This window comes from Streptomyces sp. NPDC056231, from assembly GCF_048270745.1.
In the GTDB taxonomy this organism is placed as follows: Bacteria; Actinomycetota; Actinomycetes; order Streptomycetales; family Streptomycetaceae; genus Streptomyces.
Genome location: NZ_JBLVKW010000013.1, coordinates 67,237 through 84,530 on the forward strand (window position 1 = coordinate 67,237; position 17,294 = coordinate 84,530).

General features: G+C 70.9%; 16 protein-coding genes and 1 pseudogene. 6 read left to right on the forward strand and 11 right to left on the reverse strand.

The window, feature by feature from the left end:
• Positions 1–74 precede the first annotated feature (74 nt).
• The 3 genes from ACNPQM_RS13650 (at position 75) to ACNPQM_RS13660 (ending at position 4,295) form a co-directional block, all read left to right on the forward strand.
• Positions 75–1,064, forward strand: coding sequence for a helix-turn-helix domain-containing protein (locus ACNPQM_RS13650; RefSeq protein ID WP_418084192.1), 990 nt, complete (start codon positions 75–77; stop codon positions 1,062–1,064).
• A 198-nt stretch (positions 1,065–1,262) separates the two neighbouring features.
• Positions 1,263–1,745, forward strand: a complete 483-nt coding sequence (locus ACNPQM_RS13655) for a DUF456 domain-containing protein (RefSeq protein WP_358857158.1) — start codon at positions 1,263–1,265, stop codon at positions 1,743–1,745.
• A 171-nt stretch (positions 1,746–1,916) separates the two neighbouring features.
• A complete protein-coding gene (locus ACNPQM_RS13660) occupies positions 1,917–4,295 on the forward strand; it encodes a glycosyl hydrolase family 95 catalytic domain-containing protein (protein ID WP_418084193.1) in 2,379 nt (792 codons plus the stop codon).
• 74 nt (positions 4,296–4,369) lie between these two features.
• Here ACNPQM_RS13660 and ACNPQM_RS13665 read toward each other — a convergent pair whose 3' ends face one another.
• The 9 genes from ACNPQM_RS13665 to ACNPQM_RS13705 all read right to left on the reverse strand — a co-directional run bounded on the left by ACNPQM_RS13665 (position 4,370) and on the right by ACNPQM_RS13705 (position 13,194).
• The gene (locus ACNPQM_RS13665) at positions 4,370–6,667 is read right to left on the reverse strand and encodes an FtsX-like permease family protein (RefSeq protein ID WP_418084194.1); all 2,298 of its coding nucleotides are present in this window, start codon (positions 6,665–6,667) and stop codon (positions 4,370–4,372) included.
• Positions 6,664–7,362, reverse strand: a complete 699-nt coding sequence (locus ACNPQM_RS13670; RefSeq protein ID WP_358857155.1) for an ABC transporter ATP-binding protein — start codon at positions 7,360–7,362, stop codon at positions 6,664–6,666. Before ACNPQM_RS13670 ends, ACNPQM_RS13665 begins: the two co-directional genes overlap by 4 nt.
• Complete coding sequence (locus tag ACNPQM_RS13675) at positions 7,359–7,883, reverse strand: PadR family transcriptional regulator (RefSeq protein ID WP_358857154.1); 525 nt, start codon at positions 7,881–7,883, stop codon at positions 7,359–7,361. Before ACNPQM_RS13675 ends, ACNPQM_RS13670 begins: the two co-directional genes overlap by 4 nt.
• Positions 7,884–8,069: 186 nt before the next feature.
• Positions 8,070–9,452: a DNA-3-methyladenine glycosylase 2 family protein gene (locus ACNPQM_RS13680; RefSeq protein WP_418084241.1), complete on the reverse strand. Its 1,383-nt coding sequence runs from the start codon at positions 9,450–9,452 to the stop codon at positions 8,070–8,072.
• 73 nt (positions 9,453–9,525) lie between these two features.
• On the reverse strand, positions 9,526–10,698 hold the full coding sequence (gene rsgA, locus ACNPQM_RS13685) for a ribosome small subunit-dependent GTPase A (protein WP_418084195.1): 1,173 nt from the start codon (positions 10,696–10,698) through the stop codon (positions 9,526–9,528).
• Between the two features lie 500 nt (positions 10,699–11,198).
• Positions 11,199–11,405 carry a hypothetical protein gene (locus tag ACNPQM_RS13690; protein ID WP_358857151.1) on the reverse strand — a complete coding sequence of 69 codons (207 nt, stop codon included), beginning with the start codon at positions 11,403–11,405 and terminating at the stop codon, positions 11,199–11,201.
• Positions 11,406–11,530: 125 nt separating this feature from the next.
• The gene (locus ACNPQM_RS13695) at positions 11,531–11,821 is read right to left on the reverse strand and encodes a hypothetical protein (RefSeq protein ID WP_358857150.1); all 291 of its coding nucleotides are present in this window, start codon (positions 11,819–11,821) and stop codon (positions 11,531–11,533) included.
• 440 nt (positions 11,822–12,261) lie between these two features.
• Complete coding sequence (locus ACNPQM_RS13700) at positions 12,262–12,495, reverse strand: chaplin (RefSeq protein ID WP_358857353.1); 234 nt, start codon at positions 12,493–12,495, stop codon at positions 12,262–12,264.
• A gap of 297 nt (positions 12,496–12,792) precedes the next feature.
• Positions 12,793–13,194 (reverse strand): rodlin, encoded by a 402-nt coding sequence (locus ACNPQM_RS13705; RefSeq protein WP_418084242.1) that lies wholly within the window; start codon positions 13,192–13,194, stop codon positions 12,793–12,795.
• A gap of 434 nt (positions 13,195–13,628) precedes the next feature.
• Here ACNPQM_RS13705 and ACNPQM_RS13710 point away from each other — a divergent pair, with 434 nt between their 5' ends.
• Positions 13,629–14,438, forward strand: a complete 810-nt coding sequence (locus ACNPQM_RS13710) for a chaplin (RefSeq protein WP_418084196.1) — start codon at positions 13,629–13,631, stop codon at positions 14,436–14,438.
• 79 nt (positions 14,439–14,517) lie between these two features.
• On the opposite strand, the pseudogene ACNPQM_RS13715 reads toward ACNPQM_RS13710, so the two are convergent.
• Positions 14,518–14,676: pseudogene (locus ACNPQM_RS13715) on the reverse strand (dihydrodipicolinate synthase family protein); the annotation flags it as partial.
• A 25-nt stretch (positions 14,677–14,701) separates the two neighbouring features.
• Positions 14,702–15,292 carry a TetR/AcrR family transcriptional regulator gene (locus ACNPQM_RS13720; protein WP_418084197.1) on the reverse strand — a complete coding sequence of 197 codons (591 nt, stop codon included), beginning with the start codon at positions 15,290–15,292 and terminating at the stop codon, positions 14,702–14,704.
• Between the two features lie 115 nt (positions 15,293–15,407).
• Here ACNPQM_RS13720 and ACNPQM_RS13725 point away from each other — a divergent pair, with 115 nt between their 5' ends.
• On the forward strand, positions 15,408–16,529 hold the full coding sequence (locus ACNPQM_RS13725; RefSeq protein ID WP_418084198.1) for an ABC transporter permease: 1,122 nt from the start codon (positions 15,408–15,410) through the stop codon (positions 16,527–16,529).
• Positions 16,526–17,218 carry an ABC transporter ATP-binding protein gene (locus ACNPQM_RS13730; protein ID WP_418084199.1) on the forward strand — a complete coding sequence of 231 codons (693 nt, stop codon included), beginning with the start codon at positions 16,526–16,528 and terminating at the stop codon, positions 17,216–17,218. The genes ACNPQM_RS13725 and ACNPQM_RS13730 overlap by 4 nt, the downstream gene beginning before the upstream one ends.
• Positions 17,219–17,294 lie beyond the last annotated feature (76 nt).

Genomic DNA, 17,294 nt, shown 5'->3' on the forward strand with positions numbered 1-17,294 from the left:
GTTTTCCGCCACGACCGGCCGGCCGAAGAGGGCGGAACGATGCGGAATTGACGCGTCCGGGGAGGGGTCCAAGGGTGCTGGGAGCCATAGGTCTCGACGGGAGGCAGGAGTCCGCCTATCGCGCGCTCGTCGCGGTGGGCGCAGCGGAGGTCTCCGACCTCGCACACCGGCTGGGACTTCCCGAGTCGGAGACCGAGCGGGCGCTTCGCCGACTGGAGCAACAGGGCCTCGCCGCCCAGTCGTCCGCCCGCACCGGGCGGTGGGTGGCGGCGCCGCCGGGGGTCGCCCTGGGCGCGCTGCTGACCCAGCAGCGCCACGAACTGGAGCAGGCGGAACTGGCGGCGGCGTTGCTCGCCGAGGAGTACCGGGCGGATGCGGCCGAGCCCGCCGTGCACGATCTGGTCGAGGTGGTCACGGGTGCGAGCGCGGTGGCGCACCGCTTCCACCAGTTGCAACTGGGTGCGACCAGCGAGGTGTGCGCGCTCGTCACCGGGAAGCCGATCGCCGTCAGCGGCATGGACAACGAGTCCGAGGAGCAGGCGGCGGCCCGCGGGGTGTCCTTCCGGGTGGTGGTCGAGCGGGAGGTGCTCGCCCTGCCGTCCGGAATCCTGGAGCTGTCGGCGGCCCTGAGCCGGAACGAACAGTGCCGGGTCGTCGACCGGGTGCCGACCAAGCTGGTCGTCGCCGACGCCTCGCTGGCGATGGTTCCGCTGACCGGCCGGGGGGCCGAGCCTGCGGCGCTGGTCGTCCATGCCTCCGGGCTGCTGGAGTCGCTGATGGGGCTCTTCGAGGCGGTGTGGCGCGAGGCCATGCCGTTGCGGCTGGGCGAGAGCGGCTGGGCTCACGAGGACTCCGTGGGCCCCGATCCGACCGATCTGGAAATTCTGTCGCTGCTGCTGGCCGGACTCACGGACGCGAGTGTGGCGAAACAGCTGGAGCTGGGACTGCGGACCGTACAGCGGCGGGTGAAGGGCCTGATGGAGCTGACCGGGGTGTCGACACGGCTGCAGCTGGGCTGGCACGCGTACGAACGAGGCTGGGTGGCCCGTACGCCGCGGGCTTGAGCAAGTCGGGTCCGCGACGGCTTCGGGACCGCCTCATCACCCCTCTGATCTGCGTCGACGGCGTCCGCCCCGAGCCCAAGGGCTGTCCCGTCATCCCTGGCGGGCGCACGGCGTGCGGTGCATCGCAAGGCGGAGGGGCGTCCTCATACAGCCCTTAGCTGACGGGCAGAACCTGCCGGGCTCCGGCAGGCTGGTGAGATGGGTGTGTGGCAGCTCATCGCCGTTGGCCTGGTCATGCTGCTCGGTCTGGTCGGCGTGCTGGTGCCCGGGGTGCCCGGCCAGGCAATCGTCTGGGCCGCCGTGCTGTGGTGGGCGCTCACCGACAGGAGCCCGGCCGCCTGGGGCGTACTGATCGGCGCCACCGCACTGCTGTTGCTGAACCAGGCGTTGAAACCGCTGTTGCGGCCACGCCGCCCGCACGAGGCCGGGGCGCCGCGCAAGACGCTGATGCTGGGCGGGATCGCCGGGATCGTGGGCTTTTTCGTGGTGCCCGTGGTGGGCGGGATCCTGGGATACATCGGGGCGATCTACGGCGCGGAACGCCTGCGGCTCGGCAGCGGCGGAGCGGCGCGGGCCTCGCTCCGTTCGGTGATGCGGGCCACCGGCTACTCCGTACTCGTCGAGCTGTTCGCATGTCTCCTGGTGACGGGGGCGTGGCTGGGAACGGTGCTCTGGGGCTGACCGCCCGACCGCCCCCTTTCCCTTGACCGCCAGCGTGGATTCCAACCAGATGGACGGAAACACATCGGATCTCTCCCGGGCTATTGACGCCCAGGAGCCCCTTGCTTACCTTCCGTGAAGGAATAGCTCGGATGAATTGATGCGCCTGTGTACGAGTCGCCAGGAGACGCCTTGCCCACTGCACCGGATCCTTCCCGCACGCCCGGCACCGCCCCCTCGTCGCCGTCCCCCTCCCGAAGAACTGTTCTCGCCACCGGTACCGCGCTCGGCGGCGCGCTGGTGGTGGGCGGCGCAGCCGTCCCCGCCCCGGCCACCGCGTCTTCCGCCTCCCCCGCGCCCGTCGTGCACTCCCCCACTGACAGCTGGCGCACCGTCCTCGACGACGCCGACCTGCTCTGGCAGAAACTGCCGACCACCTGGTACGAGGGCCCGTATCTGGGCAACGGACGCCTCGGCTCCGGCATCTACGCCGAACCGGGCGCCACGACCACGGCCGTCCGTTTCAACGTCCAGCACTCCGAGGTCCAGGACCACCGCCCCGAGTTCGGCTCCCTCTTCGGCCTCGCCCGCCTGCCGATCGGGCACTTCACCCTGGAACCGGCCGGCACCATCACCGGCATCGAGTGGTGGATGCGGCTGCGCACCGCCGAACTCGAAGGCACGATCACCACCACCGCGGGCACCCTGAAGCTGCGCGCCTTCGTCCACTCCTCCAGCGATCTACTGGCCGTCGAAATCACCCCGAGCGAGGGCGAGCAGGGCTTCCGCTGGGTCTTCCACCCGGCCGATGCCATCAGCCCGCGAGCCGGCTTCCAGAAGCCTCCCGCCGGCTACACCGGCAATCCGCCCGCCACCGTCGAGGAGCACGGGGGATCATCGGCCGCCGTCCAGCCGCTGCTGGCGGGCGGCGAGCATGTCACCGCCTGGCGTGAGGTCACCCGCGGCGGGGCACGCACCCTGTACGTCACGGTCACGCACTCCCACCCGAGGGCGACGGCCCGCGACCGTGCGCTGCGTCACGTGAGGACCGCGGCCGCCCTCCCGTACGACCGGCTCGTCGGACCGCATCACCTCTGGTGGGACCGGTTCTACCGAAAGAGCTTCCTGTCGCTCCCGGACGCCCGGATGCAGCGCTTCTACTGGATCCAGCTGTACAAGACGGCATCGGCGGCGCGTAAGGACGCGCCCGTGATGGCCACTTCCGGTCCCTGGCTCGAACCCACTCCCTGGCCCAACACGTGGTGGAACCTCAACGCCCAGCTGGAGTACTGGCTGATCCATGGCTCCAACCACCTGGAGCTCGACGCGATCACCCGGTCCCTGAGCGAATTCCGCGACAACCTCGCCAAGGAAGTGGCCACCCCCTACCGAGCCGATTCGGCCGGACTGCCACGCACCACGGACCCGCACCTGATCAACGGCGGTGCCACCGCCCCCGTCCTCGGCTACGGCGTCGGCATCCCCGGCCAGGACCCGCCCACCCCCGAGGTCGGCAATCTCACCTGGGCGCTGCACAACGTGTGGCTCTCCTACCGGCACACCATGGACGAGTCGATCCTGCGCGACACGCTGTTCCCGCTCCTGCGCAAGGCCGTCAACTACTACCTGCACTTCCTGACGCCCGGCGCGGACGGCAGGCTGCATCTCCCGGCGACGTTCTCGCCCGAGTACGGCGTCAATGCACCGGACTGCAACTACGACCTGATGCTGCTGCGCTGGGGCTGCCGCACTCTGCTGGACTCGGCGCAGCAGCTCGGCGTCGACGACCCGCTGACCGCGCGCTGGCAGGAGGTACTGGCCAAGCTCGCTCCGTACCCGGTCGACGCCAACGGGTTCATGATCGGCGCCGGTGTCCCGTTCGCGAAGTCGCACCGCCACTACTCGCACATGCTCGCCGTCTACCCGCTGTACGAGCTGACGGGGGCGACGGCCGACGAGCGCGACCTGATCGAGAAGTCCCTCGCCCACTGGGTCGGCTTCGAGGGCGCCCTGCAGGGCTACACCTTCACCGGCGCCGCCTCCATGTCGGCCCTCCTCGGCAAGGGCGAGGACGCGCTGAAGTACCTCGGTCAGCTGATGAACCGGTTCATCCAGGCGAACACCATGTACAAGGAGTCGGGCCCGGTCATCGAGACCCCGCTCTCCGCGGCCCAGTCGCTGCACGACATGGTGTGCCAGTCCTGGGGCGGAACGGTCAGGGTCTTCCCCGCGCTGCCCGCCGCCTGGCGGGAGCTGACGGTCCATGACTTCCGCACCCAGGGCGCGTTTCTGCTCAGCGCGGTACGGGAGGAAGGCCGCACCCGCTGGGTCCGGCTGACCAGCGAGGCCGGCGCCCCCTGCGTCGTACGCCACGGCATCGAGGGACCGATCGAGATCCGGGACCGTCACGGACGGCCGCTGCGGTACGAGGAGGTGGCGGACGGCACGGTCCGGATCGAGCTCCGCAAGGGCGACTCGGCGCTCATCACGGCCGAGGGCGACCGCCCGGACCTGACGATCCGCCCGGTCACCCCGAACGCCACCGCGCCGCGCTGGGGCCTGCCGGTCTGAGCCCGGCCCCGGCCCTGAATGAGGGACGGCTCGGACCGGCTGCAGTCAGCCGGGCCGAGCCGTCGTCGTTCCTGCTACTCGTTGCGTGCCGTTTCGGGTCCCGTGATGCGCCTGAGCAGCGGCATCGTGGATGCGATGACCCCCAGCGAGGCGATGAGCCCGGCGAGCACGATCGCGTAGTACTGGATCCCCGGTGCCCGGATCGAGTACCTGAACTGGGCCTGCACGAACAGCTGGGCAGCCAGGAAGCCCATCCCGATCGCCACCACGGCGACCACCAGGAGCGGGACCGCGCTCTCCAGAAGCACCACCCGCCGCAGCACCCCGAGCTGTGTGCCGGTCAACCGCAGCAGGCTGAAGGGGCGCTTGCGGTCGCGCAGGCCCCCGGCCACGCTCACCGCCAGGCTGCAGCCGGCGATGGGGAAACTGACCAGGATGACCACATTGGCCAGTTGCCGGTATCCGGCGAGCTGTGCGCCTCTTTCGGCGTGGTCCTCACCGACGGTCCATGGGACGTCCTGGTCGGGATACGTGTTCGCGAGGATGGTGCGCGCGCGTTCGATCGCCGACGTCGACCCGTTGGTGGCCACGACGATCTCCTGGACCGGGAGGCGGGCGAGGCGCTGGGCGGAGATACTGGCGGCGGGCCATTCCGTGGGCCAGTGCTGCCAGTAGTACGTGCCGAGGTTGCCGTAGTTCTGTGTGACCGACGCCGCTTCGGCTCCGGAGGCGCATGCGCTGTGGGCCGGCATCTTCGCGAGCTCCGTGCACGAGGCCAGGCCGGCCACCGGCGGTGTCACGGAGCCTTGGGTGCCCCGATAGGCCGGGTCCGTGGTGCCGAGCGGGTTCGTGTGGATCATCAGCACGCCTTTGACGCCCGGTACGGAGTTCAGGTCGCCGAGCGCGGCCTTCGAGAGCGGGGGCACGCTGCCGATCCGACGTCCGGTAGTGCGGTTGAAGTCGTGGGTGTAGCGGGCGTCCAGGGCGTCGGCGGCCGTCCGGCCGGCCTGCGGGATGCTGCGCTCGGCGTTGAGCGAGCCGATGATCCCGACGGCCGCGCTGGTGACGCACAGGGCGAGGACCAGCCCGCTGACCGCGCGGAAGCCGGCCTTCGGGTCGTCCGCGAGCCGCCGGCCCGCGAGGAGCAGCGCCGGCCGGCTGGTGAGCCGGGCCAGGACGCGGGCTCCGGCCATGGTCAGCCAGGGGCCGGCGATGACAAGTCCGGTCAGGACCAGCAGGATTCCTGGGACGAAGACCCAGATCTGACCGTTGGTGCTCCTGGGCACCCGGCCGATGGTGTACGAGAGTTCGGCGATACCGGCGACCAGTGGGATCACCCGGTAGACCCGCGGCGGGCGCGGCGTGACGCGCCGGGTGACCCCGAGCGGGGAGACCTGCACGCGGCGCAGGGCGATCCGGGCCGCGATCGCGGCCCCCACGGGGACGGCGACGGAGACGAGAAGGACATTGCCGGTCCCGAGCGTGAGATCGCCGGCGAAGTACGGCGTACGCGTGAGGTTGACCGCCGCCAGCTGCGTACGGAACAGGTGGAAGAGGCCGAAGCCGACGGCCGTGCCGATGACCGCGGCGACCGTCGATTCGACAGCCGAGATCATCGAGATCTGCCGCGGTGTGGCGCCCACCAGGCGCATCGCGGCGAAACGCTGCTCACGGCGGGCGGCTGCCAGCCGGGTGGCCGTGCCGATGAGGATGAGCACAGGGAAGATCAGGGCGGTGCCCGCGACGGAGAGGATGAGCTTGATGCCGCGGTTGTCGATGCCCGTCCTGACCGTGCAGTTCGTGCCGTTGCAGCTGCTGGGGGTCACGGTGGTGATCGAGGTGACCCGGGTGGCGTCGTGCTGTTTCGCGAGCTGGTCGGGGCTGTGGCCGATGACGACGACCAGGGAGTCCGGGCCCGGGAGCGCCGCCTTACCGACCGTGCCGACCTGGTGGCCGGGGTAGCGGTCGGCGAGTTCGGCGGCCGGGGTGGAGTGGAGGATCGTGCTGAGGGCCGGTGAGGCGTAGAACTCGCCCGGTCCGGGAACGCGTGAGAGCCCCGGTGGGACCGGGGAGTTCGGGCCGGTGGCGGCGAGGTCGACGCGGCCGATGGTCTTGCCGTCGAAGTGGTCCGCCCTGAGCAGCCACCACAGCGGGTCCGTGTCCGCCTTCGCCGCCGACTGGCTCGACGCGCTCTTTCCGGTGCCGGTGTTGAGCCAGGCGTTCCGGCTGTTCTGGGTGGCGGTGGCGTTGATGGCCGCCAGGATGCTCAGCAGCATGCCGACGCCGAGGGCGACGGCGGCCGCGATGACGGCGAGGCGGGCGGCGGCCTCCCTGCCGCCGCTCAGGGTGAGGCGCAGGCCGAGGCGGATCACGAGGCGAGCCGTTCGACGAAGAGCGGCGTGACCTTGCCGTCGCGGACGATGACTTCGCGGTTCGCGTAGGCGGCCACCCGCGGCTCGTGGGTGACGAGGACGACGGTGGTGCCCTCCTCGCGCACGGAGGCGACCAGCAGGTCCATCACGTGCTCGCCGGTGAGCGAGTCGAGCGACCCGGTCGGCTCGTCGGCGAACAGCACCTTGGGCCGGGAGACCAGGGCGCGGGCCAGGGCGACACGCTGTGCCTGCCCGCCGGAGAGTTCACCGGATCGGCGCCCCTCGAGACCGTCCAGGCCGAGCCGCCCGAACCACGGCCGGGCCTCGGCCAGCGCGCTCGCCCTGCGGGACTTGGCGAGCAGCAGCGGCAGGGCGACGTTCTCCTCGGCGGTCAGCTCGGGGACGAGCTGACCGAACTGGAAGACGAAGCCGAAGTGATCCCGGCGTAGCGCGCTGCGCTCGGGCTCGCGCCGGGTGTCGACGCGGCGGCCGTCGAACCAGATCTCGCCGGAGTCGGGTACGAGGATCCCGGCCAGGCAGTGCAGCAGCGTGGACTTGCCGGAGCCGCTCGGACCGGTGACGGCGAGGATCTCGCCGGCCCGGGCGGAGAGGTTCGCACCCTGCAGCGCGGGCGTCTGCCCGAACGACAGGACGGCGTTCCGCGCTTCTACGAGGAAGCCTTCGTCCGAACTCATGAGCGCACCTCGGCTGTCAGGGCGGCGAGCCGCGCCACGGTCTGGTCGATCCACCGCAGGTCGGCCTCCAGGTGGTACACGCCGTGGTCGGCGAGCAGCGAGTCGATCGTGCTGCCGGTCCGGCGCAGTTCGGTCAGCTCCCGCATCCGCTCCATGTGGGCGGCGCGCTGGATGTCGAGGTACGCGCGGGGGTCGCGCTCCAGCAGCAGCGCCAGCACGACCTTGGTGAACAGCACCGTCTGCAGGTGCGGTTCACCCGCGACCGGCTCGGTCAGCCAGGTCTCGACCTGCGTGACCCCCAGCTCGGTGATCACGTAGCGCTTGCGGTCCGGCCCCGACCCGGGCTCGGTCTCGCCTGCCTCGACCTTCCCGTCGCGGGCGAGGCGGCCCAAGGTCGAGTAGACCTGCCCGGCGGGCAGCGGCTTGCCTCGGCCGAAGTAGGTGTCGTAGTCGCGCTTGAGGTCGTAGCCGTGGCTCGACTCCCGTTCGAGAAGTCCGAGGAGTGCCAGAGGGACAGTCATACCTCAGTGTCTACACTCAGTATCTAGTCGACGTCAACAGGCAGGCCGGCTAGGCCGATTGACTGGGATCACACGAAGACGGCGTCGGTCGGCCGGCGGGTGCGGGCCACTGCTTGGAGCGCCTGACCGCCAGGTGGGCAGGCCGGCGCGATCGCGAGAAGAGGCCTGAGGGCGGTCGCGTTCGGATCAGGCCGAACCGGCATGATCCGAAGACGGTCCCCGAAGCTCCAGATGGCGCACGGCGTACGAACGCCAGGGCCGCCACCGCTCCGCCTCGGGGCGTCCGTCCGGATCCACATCGGGGTCACCGAGCGCCCGCATCCTGATCAGCGCCGCGGCTGCCGGGCCGATCCCCGGCAGCCGCATCAGCGCACGCTCGGCCTCCTCGCGGTCCGCCCCGGCGTCGAGCCGTACGTCCCCGTCCGCCAGCGCGGCCGCCAGCGCCCGCAGTGCCGGCGTCTCCGCCTCTCCTGCCAGCACTCCCGGCTCAGGGAACACATGAGTCAGCCCTCCGCAGGGCACGTCCAGAACCCTCCCGTACGTCTCCACGAGCCGCTCCGCCGCGTCCCGGCCCACCAGCGTCCGTACCGCGAACTCCTCCGGGTCCGCCGCCCCCGGCGACCGCAGCCCCGGGCGGGCAGCGACGCGCGGTGCCAGCAGCGGGTCGGCGCCGAGCCGCTCGTCGACGGCATACGGATCGGCGTCCAGGTCGAAGAGGCGTCGCAGCCGCTGCACCGCCGTCGTCAGGTCGCGCAGATCCGTGAGGTGGATCCGGGCGTCCAGCCACGCCCCCGCGGACCGCTCGTCGACGGCGACAAGGCCCGTCCCGTACGGCAGCCGCAGGGTGCGCCGGTAGGTACGGGTGCCTGGCTTGCCGCTGACCTCCTCGATCCGGGCGACCGTCTCACCGGCCAGCAGATCGAAGACCTCCCGGGCGGCGTACGGCCCGCGGTGGGCGAGCCGGAGCGGGACCCCGGTCGTGCGCGCCTCCCGTACCGCCGCGCCCAGCCCGGTGCCGGCCTCGGCCCGCAGTGCGCTCGGCGTACGGGCGTAAATCTGTCGGATCGTGTCGTTGAACTGGCGCACGCTGGCGAAGCCCGACGCGAACGCAATCTCGGTGACGGGCAGCCCGGTCGTCTGGAGCAGCACCCGTGCGGTGTGCGCGCGCTGGGCACGGGCGAGGGCGACGGGTCCGGCGCCCAGTTCGGCGTTGAGCTGCCGCTGCACCTGGCGCGAGCTGTAGCCGAGCCGGTGGGCAAGACCGGGAACGCCTTCCCGGTCGACCACACCGTCGCCGATCATCCGCATGGCGCGGCCGACGACATCGGCGCGTACATCCCATTCCGCGGACCCCGGGACGGCGTCCGGACGGCATCGTCTGCAGGCCCGGAAGCCTTGCCCCTGGGCGGCCGCTGCGGTCGGGTAGAAGCGGACGTTCTTCCGCTTGGGGGTGACGGCAGGGCAGCTCGGCCGGCAGTAGATGCCAGTGGTCTCGACGGCGAAGAAGAACTCCCCGTCGAAACGCGCGTCGCGGCTGCTCACCGCCTCGTACCTGGTCTGTTCGTCCATCACACCGCCCAGTGTGCGCCACCCCCTCAGTGGCGCACTCGCGGTTTTCGGACGTGGACCCGGCCCCCGTGGACTACCGCAGCCGGCCCCGCTTGGCGTCCATGGCCGCCCGGCCCTCGGCCCCCTTGCGCTTCCACTCGCGGCGGATCTCGGACCGTACCCGGGCATCGGTCTTGGCGACGATGCGCTGGTTCTCGCGGAGCAGCTTGCGGTAGCTGTCGAGGCGCCGCTCGGGCAGCGCGCCGTCCTCGATGGCCGCGAGCACTGCGCAGCCGGGCTCGGACTCATGGTTGCAGTCGTGGAAGCGGCACTCCCGGGCCAGGTCCTCCACGTCCGAGAAGACCTGCCCGACACCGGCCTCCGCGTCCCAGAGACCGACCCCGCGCAGCCCTGGGGTGTCGATGAGGACGCCCCCGGAGGGCAGGACCAGCAGGTTGCGCGTCGTGGTGGTGTGCCGGCCCTTGCCGTCGACGTCACGGGCTGCCTGGACAGCCATCACGTCGTCGCCGAGCAGGGCGTTGGCCAGCGTGGACTTGCCCGCGCCGGACACCCCGAGCAGCACACTCGTACCGCCGGAGACAATGGCGCCGAGCACGTCGAGCCCCTCCCCGGTGGCGGAGCTGACGGGCAGCACCTGCACCCCGGGGGCGACGGTCTCGATGTCCTGGACGAGGTACGCCAGCGCGGCGGCGTCCGGCACCAGGTCCGCCTTGGTCAGCACCACCAGCGGCTGAGCGGCGCCGTCCTGCGCGGACGCCCCGTCCCGCAGCAGTGCGTCTCCGCTGGAGCTGGACATGGCGAGCGACAGAAAGCGTTCCACCCGGCCCAGGTCGAGTTCCACGGCGAGCGAGACGCAGATGGCGATGTGGTCGACGTTGGTGGCGAGGACCTGTCCCTCGGACCGCTTCGACGACGTCGAGCGCACGAAGGCGGTACGCCGTGGCAGCAGCGTCCGTACGAACTGCGGATCACCTTCGGGATCGACGGCGACCCAGTCACCCGTGCAGACGATCCGCATCGGGTCGCGCGGCACCACGAACGCGGTGTCGGCGCGCACGGTGCCGTCGGCGGTGACGACATCGCACTGACCGCGGTCCACCCGCACCACCCGTCCGGGCAGCAGCCCCTGTTCGGCGTGGGGAGCGAACTCTGCGGCCCAGTCGTCGTCCCAGCCGTACGGTGCCAGCGGATGCGACGCGGACGGGCCGACGAGGGAGGAGAGCGGGGAAAGCGAGGAGAAAGACAAGGGAAACCCTTCAAAGGGTGGCCCCGGCGACGCGCACACGGGCGCGTGGAAGTTACGGAGAAGGTCAGCCGGCGACCACGGGAGTGAGAACGATGCTCTTCGGGTTGTGGGCAGCGCCCACCGCGGCGACAGTCATCAATGTCCTCACCTCCTGGTCCAAGCACGGGGCCGACACCGGCGGTTCATGCCCGCCGTCCGGAACGCTGCACACGATAGCCCGGGACCGCCCGACGGCGTCAACACATTTTTGATCCGCACGCGTCGATGCCCACCACCCCCTGTGGAGCGGTGGGCATCGACGCGTGCGGTCCCGTACGGACACGGGAGTTCGGGCGGTCCGGGGCTCTGGCGCGGCTGCCCGCACATCACGAGGCGTCAGTGGTTGAGGGGGCCACTGCCCGACAGCACCGGGATGTCGTCCGCGATGTGCGGCAGCGCCTTGCCACCGGATACGGAAGCACCAGTTCCGCAGCACCACTCACATGGGTTCTATCCGGAGGTCATTCACCGAGGTCCTCGCAGGAGGTGCGCGCGGCGGGCACGAGTCCGTCCGCGCGGGGCGGACCCGGCTCGGGACGCGGTGCCCGGTCCCGGTCCCGGTCCCGCCGGGCCGCCTGCCATTCGGCGAGCAGGCGGTCATAGATCGGGGTGTCGTCCTCCGTGTGCCGGTGCAGGCCCCACGGGCGTTGGCTGTCGTACTGGTCCATGGGACGCCTGTACCCGGTTCGACGGGTTACGGCCGCCGCAACTGCGGCAACCGGCCCAGTACTCCCCTCCAACGAGGGGTTCGTGCAGCTGCCCATGGGCGGCGGAACTTCCGCCGTACGACGGATCAGCCGCCGAGAGGCACGCCGCCGAGCAGCGGCGCAGCGTCCTGGGCCGCGTCGGCGGCCTGACCGGCGACCTCGGTGACGGTGCCCTTCTTCTGCACCGGGCCGGTGGCGCCGCTGACTGTGCCGACGACCGGGTCGACACCCTGCGGCGCCGCCTCCAACACCTGGTTGACGCCGCTGTCGAGGCTGAAAGCTGGGGCCGCGGCGGTGGTAACGGCGAAGGCGGGAGCAGCCGTTCCGAGAGCAACCACGGAACCGGCCACGAACGCAGCTGTCTTCGCGTACTTCACTTTTCGGGTTCCCTTCTACGGCGGCATCTGTTTCGGTCGCGTCCCCGCACCGCACAGGCCTTCTTTACCTGTGGCTTCTGCCGCTTTCGCCCTGGATAACGATCCGGTTCCGGGCGGGCAACTGCGCGGTCTCCTTTTTCTGCCGGAACACTCGATGGATTGCATGACTAATCACCGGAACGGGTGTCGCGCGGGTTCCGGGGGACGGAATCAGTGGTGCACTGTCAGGTGCTCCGTTCTGCGCAGCTGTCCGGGTGTCAGCCTCCAGCCGCCGGCGCTCCGCGCCCCGGGCCGGTGGAATGTCTCCGGTCGTTCCACCGCATCCGGGCAGTACCGCGCACCTCCGGGACGGTGCACGCAGAAAAAGAGGAACGCCCCGGATCGCAGGAGATGCGATCCGGGGCGAACCGGACATGAGCACGGGGCTCGGCCGACAGCGGTCAGCTGTTGGCGCAGGCGTTGCCGGCGGCCGGGTTGAGCGCACCGATCACGCTCACGGTGATGCCGCAGGCGTTGACCGGAATGTGAATCGGAACCTGGATGACGTTGCCGGAAAGAACGCCCGGAGAGTTGAGAGCGGAGCCATCGGCACCGGTGTCGGCGAAGGCGGGCGTAGCGGCACCGATCGCCATCAGCGTTCCGGCGGCGATGGCAGCAGCCTTGGTGTACTTCACTTTCATCCCTTTCTTTAGACGGAGTCCGGAGCGGTCACGACTTTCGTGCCGCACGAGCGCTGTCCTGATCGCTCGTAACTCCGCCACTGTAATTCGTAACGATGTAAGTCCGTGCGCGAAACTCTTCAGAGAGAGAATTCTCGGGAATCCGCCCGAATGACGTAATCCCCCGATCGCCCGGCGCCACCGCCGGAATCTTCCGGAATCTCGATGCGCCGAGATAGCCGCGGGCAGCAGCAGGCCCGGGCCGCACAGGGGAGGAACGCCGGCGGCCCGGGCCAGTTCGGTGCGGCTGGATCAATGGGACGCACCGCCGCCGGAGAGCACCGGGACGGTGTCCCGAATGCGCGACAGGGGCTCGTCACCCTTGGCCTGGGTGGAGTTCTCGGTGCGCTGCCGGCTCTGCGGCAAGGACAGGACGTTGACGTCCTGGACCGCGACCGGGGCGACACCGGGCAGCGAACCGGCGTCGACCTTGACCGGGAGGCCGACGCAGGCCTTGTTCAGGTTGCCCTGGACCAGGCCGAACTGCGGGCTCCAGGCACCACGGGTCCCGGAGCAACCGAACGGCTGCGAGGCGCCGTTGCCGTTGACCGAAGTGGTGCCGTCGCCGAAGACCATCGCCTGCGGAGCGCGCGTGGCCGAGATGCCGGCAGTGGAGGCGGCGACGGCGCCCGTAGCCAGAACCATCATGATCACGACGAACCCTTCTCGCACTTGACGCTCCATGCCGGAGCGCACCCTGCCCAACTCGGCGCAGGGCGTTTGGTTCTGTTCATTCACCCGTACGAGAGCGCCCCCGGAAATCCGCGGTTCCGCCTGAACAAACGGCTGGAGAACACGCGTGCGTCACCCGTCCGGGTGGTCACACAATTCCCGTGGACTTTCGAGTTTCCTTCACCAATTCCCCATCGTTACGACTGTCGGCAAGCACACTTCCGGAACGCGCCCGACAGAGATTCGCCGATTCCGTCGCGGCGCGACCACCGCGCGCCGAACACGGACATGGAGAACCGTCCGGGCGACAGCCCCGGGCGGTAACTGCCACCGCTTAGTGAAAGAAATGCGGGCATTCCGCCCGCGCACGATGTCCTAAGAAGGGGCAACTAATGCGAAAAGCCTTGAGTAAAAGCATGATCGTCATGGCGGCGGCGTCAGGAATCCTGACCGCGGCCGGCGGCTACGCATTCGCGGATGCCTCGGCCGACGGGACGGCCACCGATTCGCCGGGCGTCGGCTCCGGCAACGCCGTACAGGTGCCGGTGCACGTTCCCGTCAACCTCTGCGGCAACACAGTCAATGTGGTCGGGCTGCTGAACCCGGCCTTCGGTAATGAGTGCGAGAACACCGACAGCGGTCCGAACGGCAACGGGACCCAGGGCGCGAGCGCCAAGGGTTCAACCAGCGACTCCCCCGGGGTGCTGTCAGGGAACCTGATCCAGGCCCCTGTCGATATCCCGGTCAATGCCTGCGGCAACTCCGTCGATGTCGTCGGTGCACTGAACCCCGCGTCCGGCAACGGGTGCGCCCATACGCACCGGCCGTCAACGCCAGTGCCGCCCACCACCGTTCCCCCCGTCACGGTGCCCCCCGTGACCGTGCCGCCCGTCACGGTGCCGCCCGTCACGGTGCCCCCCGTCACCGTGCCCCCTGTCACGGTCCCGCCCATCACCGTGCCGCCCGTCACCGTGCCCCCTGTCACAGTGCCGCCCGTGACCGTGCCCCCCGCCACGGTGCCCCCCGTCACCCCGCCGACCACCACCGTCCCCCCGACCACCACCGTGCCCGTCACCGATACGACGGTGCCGCGCACCCCGCATGTCCCCGGCTCGCAGCTGGCCCACACCGGCGCCGCCGACCTCGGCCTGGCGGCCGGAGCCAGCGCTGCCCTGCTGCTCGGCGGCGCGGTGCTGATGCGTCGCGCCCGCGCCGGACAGAAGTGACGTAACCGCTGGATCGCGAACAGGTCCGGTAGGTCAGCCTCGGCTGTCCTACCGGACCTGTTTCCGTAAGGAGGGCCCGTCAGAGGTGGGACAGCCCGGCGCGATCCAGGCACGCGGCGATCCTCGCGGTCTCCGCGGCGTCCAGACAGCGCATCGGCGGGCCCATCACATGGATGGTGATGCCGCACAGCATCAGCGCCGTCGTGAACGCACCGAGGCCTGCGGCGGTGGCGAAGGCCGCGCATCCCCGTCACCGGCGCCCCTCACGCGGAGACGGCGCCCCCCATCACGGCGGCAACCGCCATCCGCACGGCCCGCCCCGTCACCGCCGCCGCGTCGTCCCCCGACTCGATCGCCGTCGTGGCGGCATTGACGATCCCCTGAAGCAGCAATGCCGTTCGCCGCGGATCGTCATCCCCCAGCTCCGCCAGCGCACCTGTCAGCGGAGTGAGCAGCTCCCGGTGCGCCTGCGCCGCGCTCTCCCTCACCACGGCCGCGTCCCGGACCCCGGCCAGCGCCTGGGCGATCCGGTGCTCGCCGCTGCGCACCAGCTCCAGTTGCGACGTCACATAGGCGGCGATCTTCTGCTCCGGTGTGGTGGCCGCCGACATGCCCGCCCTGATGGCGGACGTCCAGCGCGGCATCGCGTCCTCGACGACCGCGGCGAGCAGCTCGGGGCGGCCCGGGAAGTACTTGTAGACGCTGTTGCGGGCGAGGCCCGTGGCCTTGGCGACCGCCGTGAAGGTCACCGCTTCCGCGTCGCCGCCCTCCAGCAGTGCACGTGCCGCCCGCACCAGGGCCAGCCGCTGCTGGGCGTGGTGCTCGGCGACCGTCGCGGCGCTGATCTTGGGCACCGGCCCAGTCTAGAAGGCCGTCCGGCCGCCAGGAGACCCACTTGGCGACGGTGCGTCGCCATCATCTATCTTGGCGACGCACTGTCCCTAACATCGATCCTCGAAGGGAACCGCTGTGTTCCTCGCACTGCTGGAGCTGCGCGCAGCCCGTGGCCGCTTTCTGCTCATGGGGTCCGTCGTGGTGCTCGTCGCCGCGCTCGTCGGCATCGTCTCCGGCTTCACCACCGGCCTCGGCGACGACACCGTCTCGGCCCTGCGCCGCCTCCCGGCCTCGCACCTGGTGTTCTCCTCCGACGCCCGGTCCGACCAATTCGCCCGTAGCCTCCTCGACGACCGGGCGGCCGCCGCGTGGCACCAGGACGCCGACGCCGACACGACCCCCTTGGGTGTCTCCATCACCCGCGGTACGACGGACCGCGGCACCGAGGTCGACCTCGCCGCCTTCGGCGTCGAACCCGGCTCCTTCCTCGCCCCGTCCGTCACCGCGGGCAAGGGCCTCGACGGCGCCGCCGCCGACAGCATCGTGATCTCCGCCGAGCTCGCCGACGAGGGGGTGCGGGTCGGGGACACCCTCGTCATCGACCGTCTCGGCATCCGGCTGCTCGTCACCGGCCTCACCGACCGGTCCAGTTACGGGCATGTTCCCGCCGCCTACGTCCCGTTGACCACCTGGCAGCGCATCCGCTTCAGCACCCCGGGCGCCCCGGCCTCCGCCACCGCCGCGATCCCCGACCAGTTCAGCGCCCTGGCCGTACGCGATGCCGGCGGCGCCTCGTTCACCGCCCTCGACCAGCGGCTCTCCACCACGACGCTCACCAAGGAGAAGGCGTACGAGGCAGCCCCCGGCTACACCGGCGAACGCGTCACGATGAACTCGATCCAGGTCTTTCTCTACCTGATCGCCCCGCTGGTCGTCGGCGCGTTCTTCGCCGTGTGGACCGTGCAGCGCCGGCCCGAACTGGCCCTGCTCCGCGCCCTCGGCGCCTCCCGCAGGCGGCTGCTCGCCCACACCGTGCTCCAGGCCGCGCTGGTCGTCGTCCTCGGCACCGCGGCGGGCGCCGTCCTCGCCGCAACAGTCGGGCTGCTGGTCGGTGAGCAGGTGCCGTTCAGCCTGCCCGCCGCCACGCTCGCCCTCACCATGTGCACCGTCGCCGCCGTCGGCCTCGCGGGCACCGCCCTGACCCTGCGCCGGGTCACCTCCGCCGACCCACTGATCATGCTGGGAGCCAACCGATGAGCCTCGAACTGACCGGCGTCACCGTTGAATTCGGTCGCGCCGACGCCCGTACCACCGTCCTCGACGGCCTCGACGTCACCTTCGAGCCCGGCCGTACGACCGCGCTCGTCGGGCCGTCCGGGTCGGGCAAGTCCACCCTGCTCGCCGTCGCGGGCGCCCTGCTGCGGCCCACCGCCGGCCAGGTCCTGCTGGACGGCGAGGACCTGGCGACCCGCACCGACGCACAGCGTGCGGCGATCCGCCGCGAACGGATCGGCTACATGTTCCAGAGCGGCAATCTGCTCTCCGGGCTGCCCGCCGTCGAACAGCTCCTGGCCGCCGTGTACATCAGCGGCAGGCGCCCTCGCGCGTACCGTGCCCGCGCCGAGGAAGCGCTGACCGAGGTCGGCCTCGGCCACCGCCTGCGCCATCGCCCGGAGGAGCTCTCCGGCGGCGAACGCCAGCGCGTCGCTCTGGCCCGCGCCCTGTTCCTCGCGCCGAAGCTGCTGCTGGTCGACGAACCGACCGCGGCCGTCGACCGCTCACAGGCGGGCGAACTGGCCGCTCTCCTCGCCGACCGCACCCGCCGGGACCGTTGCGTCACTGTCGTCGCGACCCACGATCCAGCAGTGGCGGAGGCGGCGGACCGGATCGTCGACATGGCGGAGCTGACCGGTGCGGCGCGGGCGCCGGTGGTCGGCGGGCGCTGACGTCCGTGGGCACGGCGATCGTGGTGCTGCTGGTCGCGTTCGACCTACCGGCACGGCTGAACCGGCTCCCGGACCC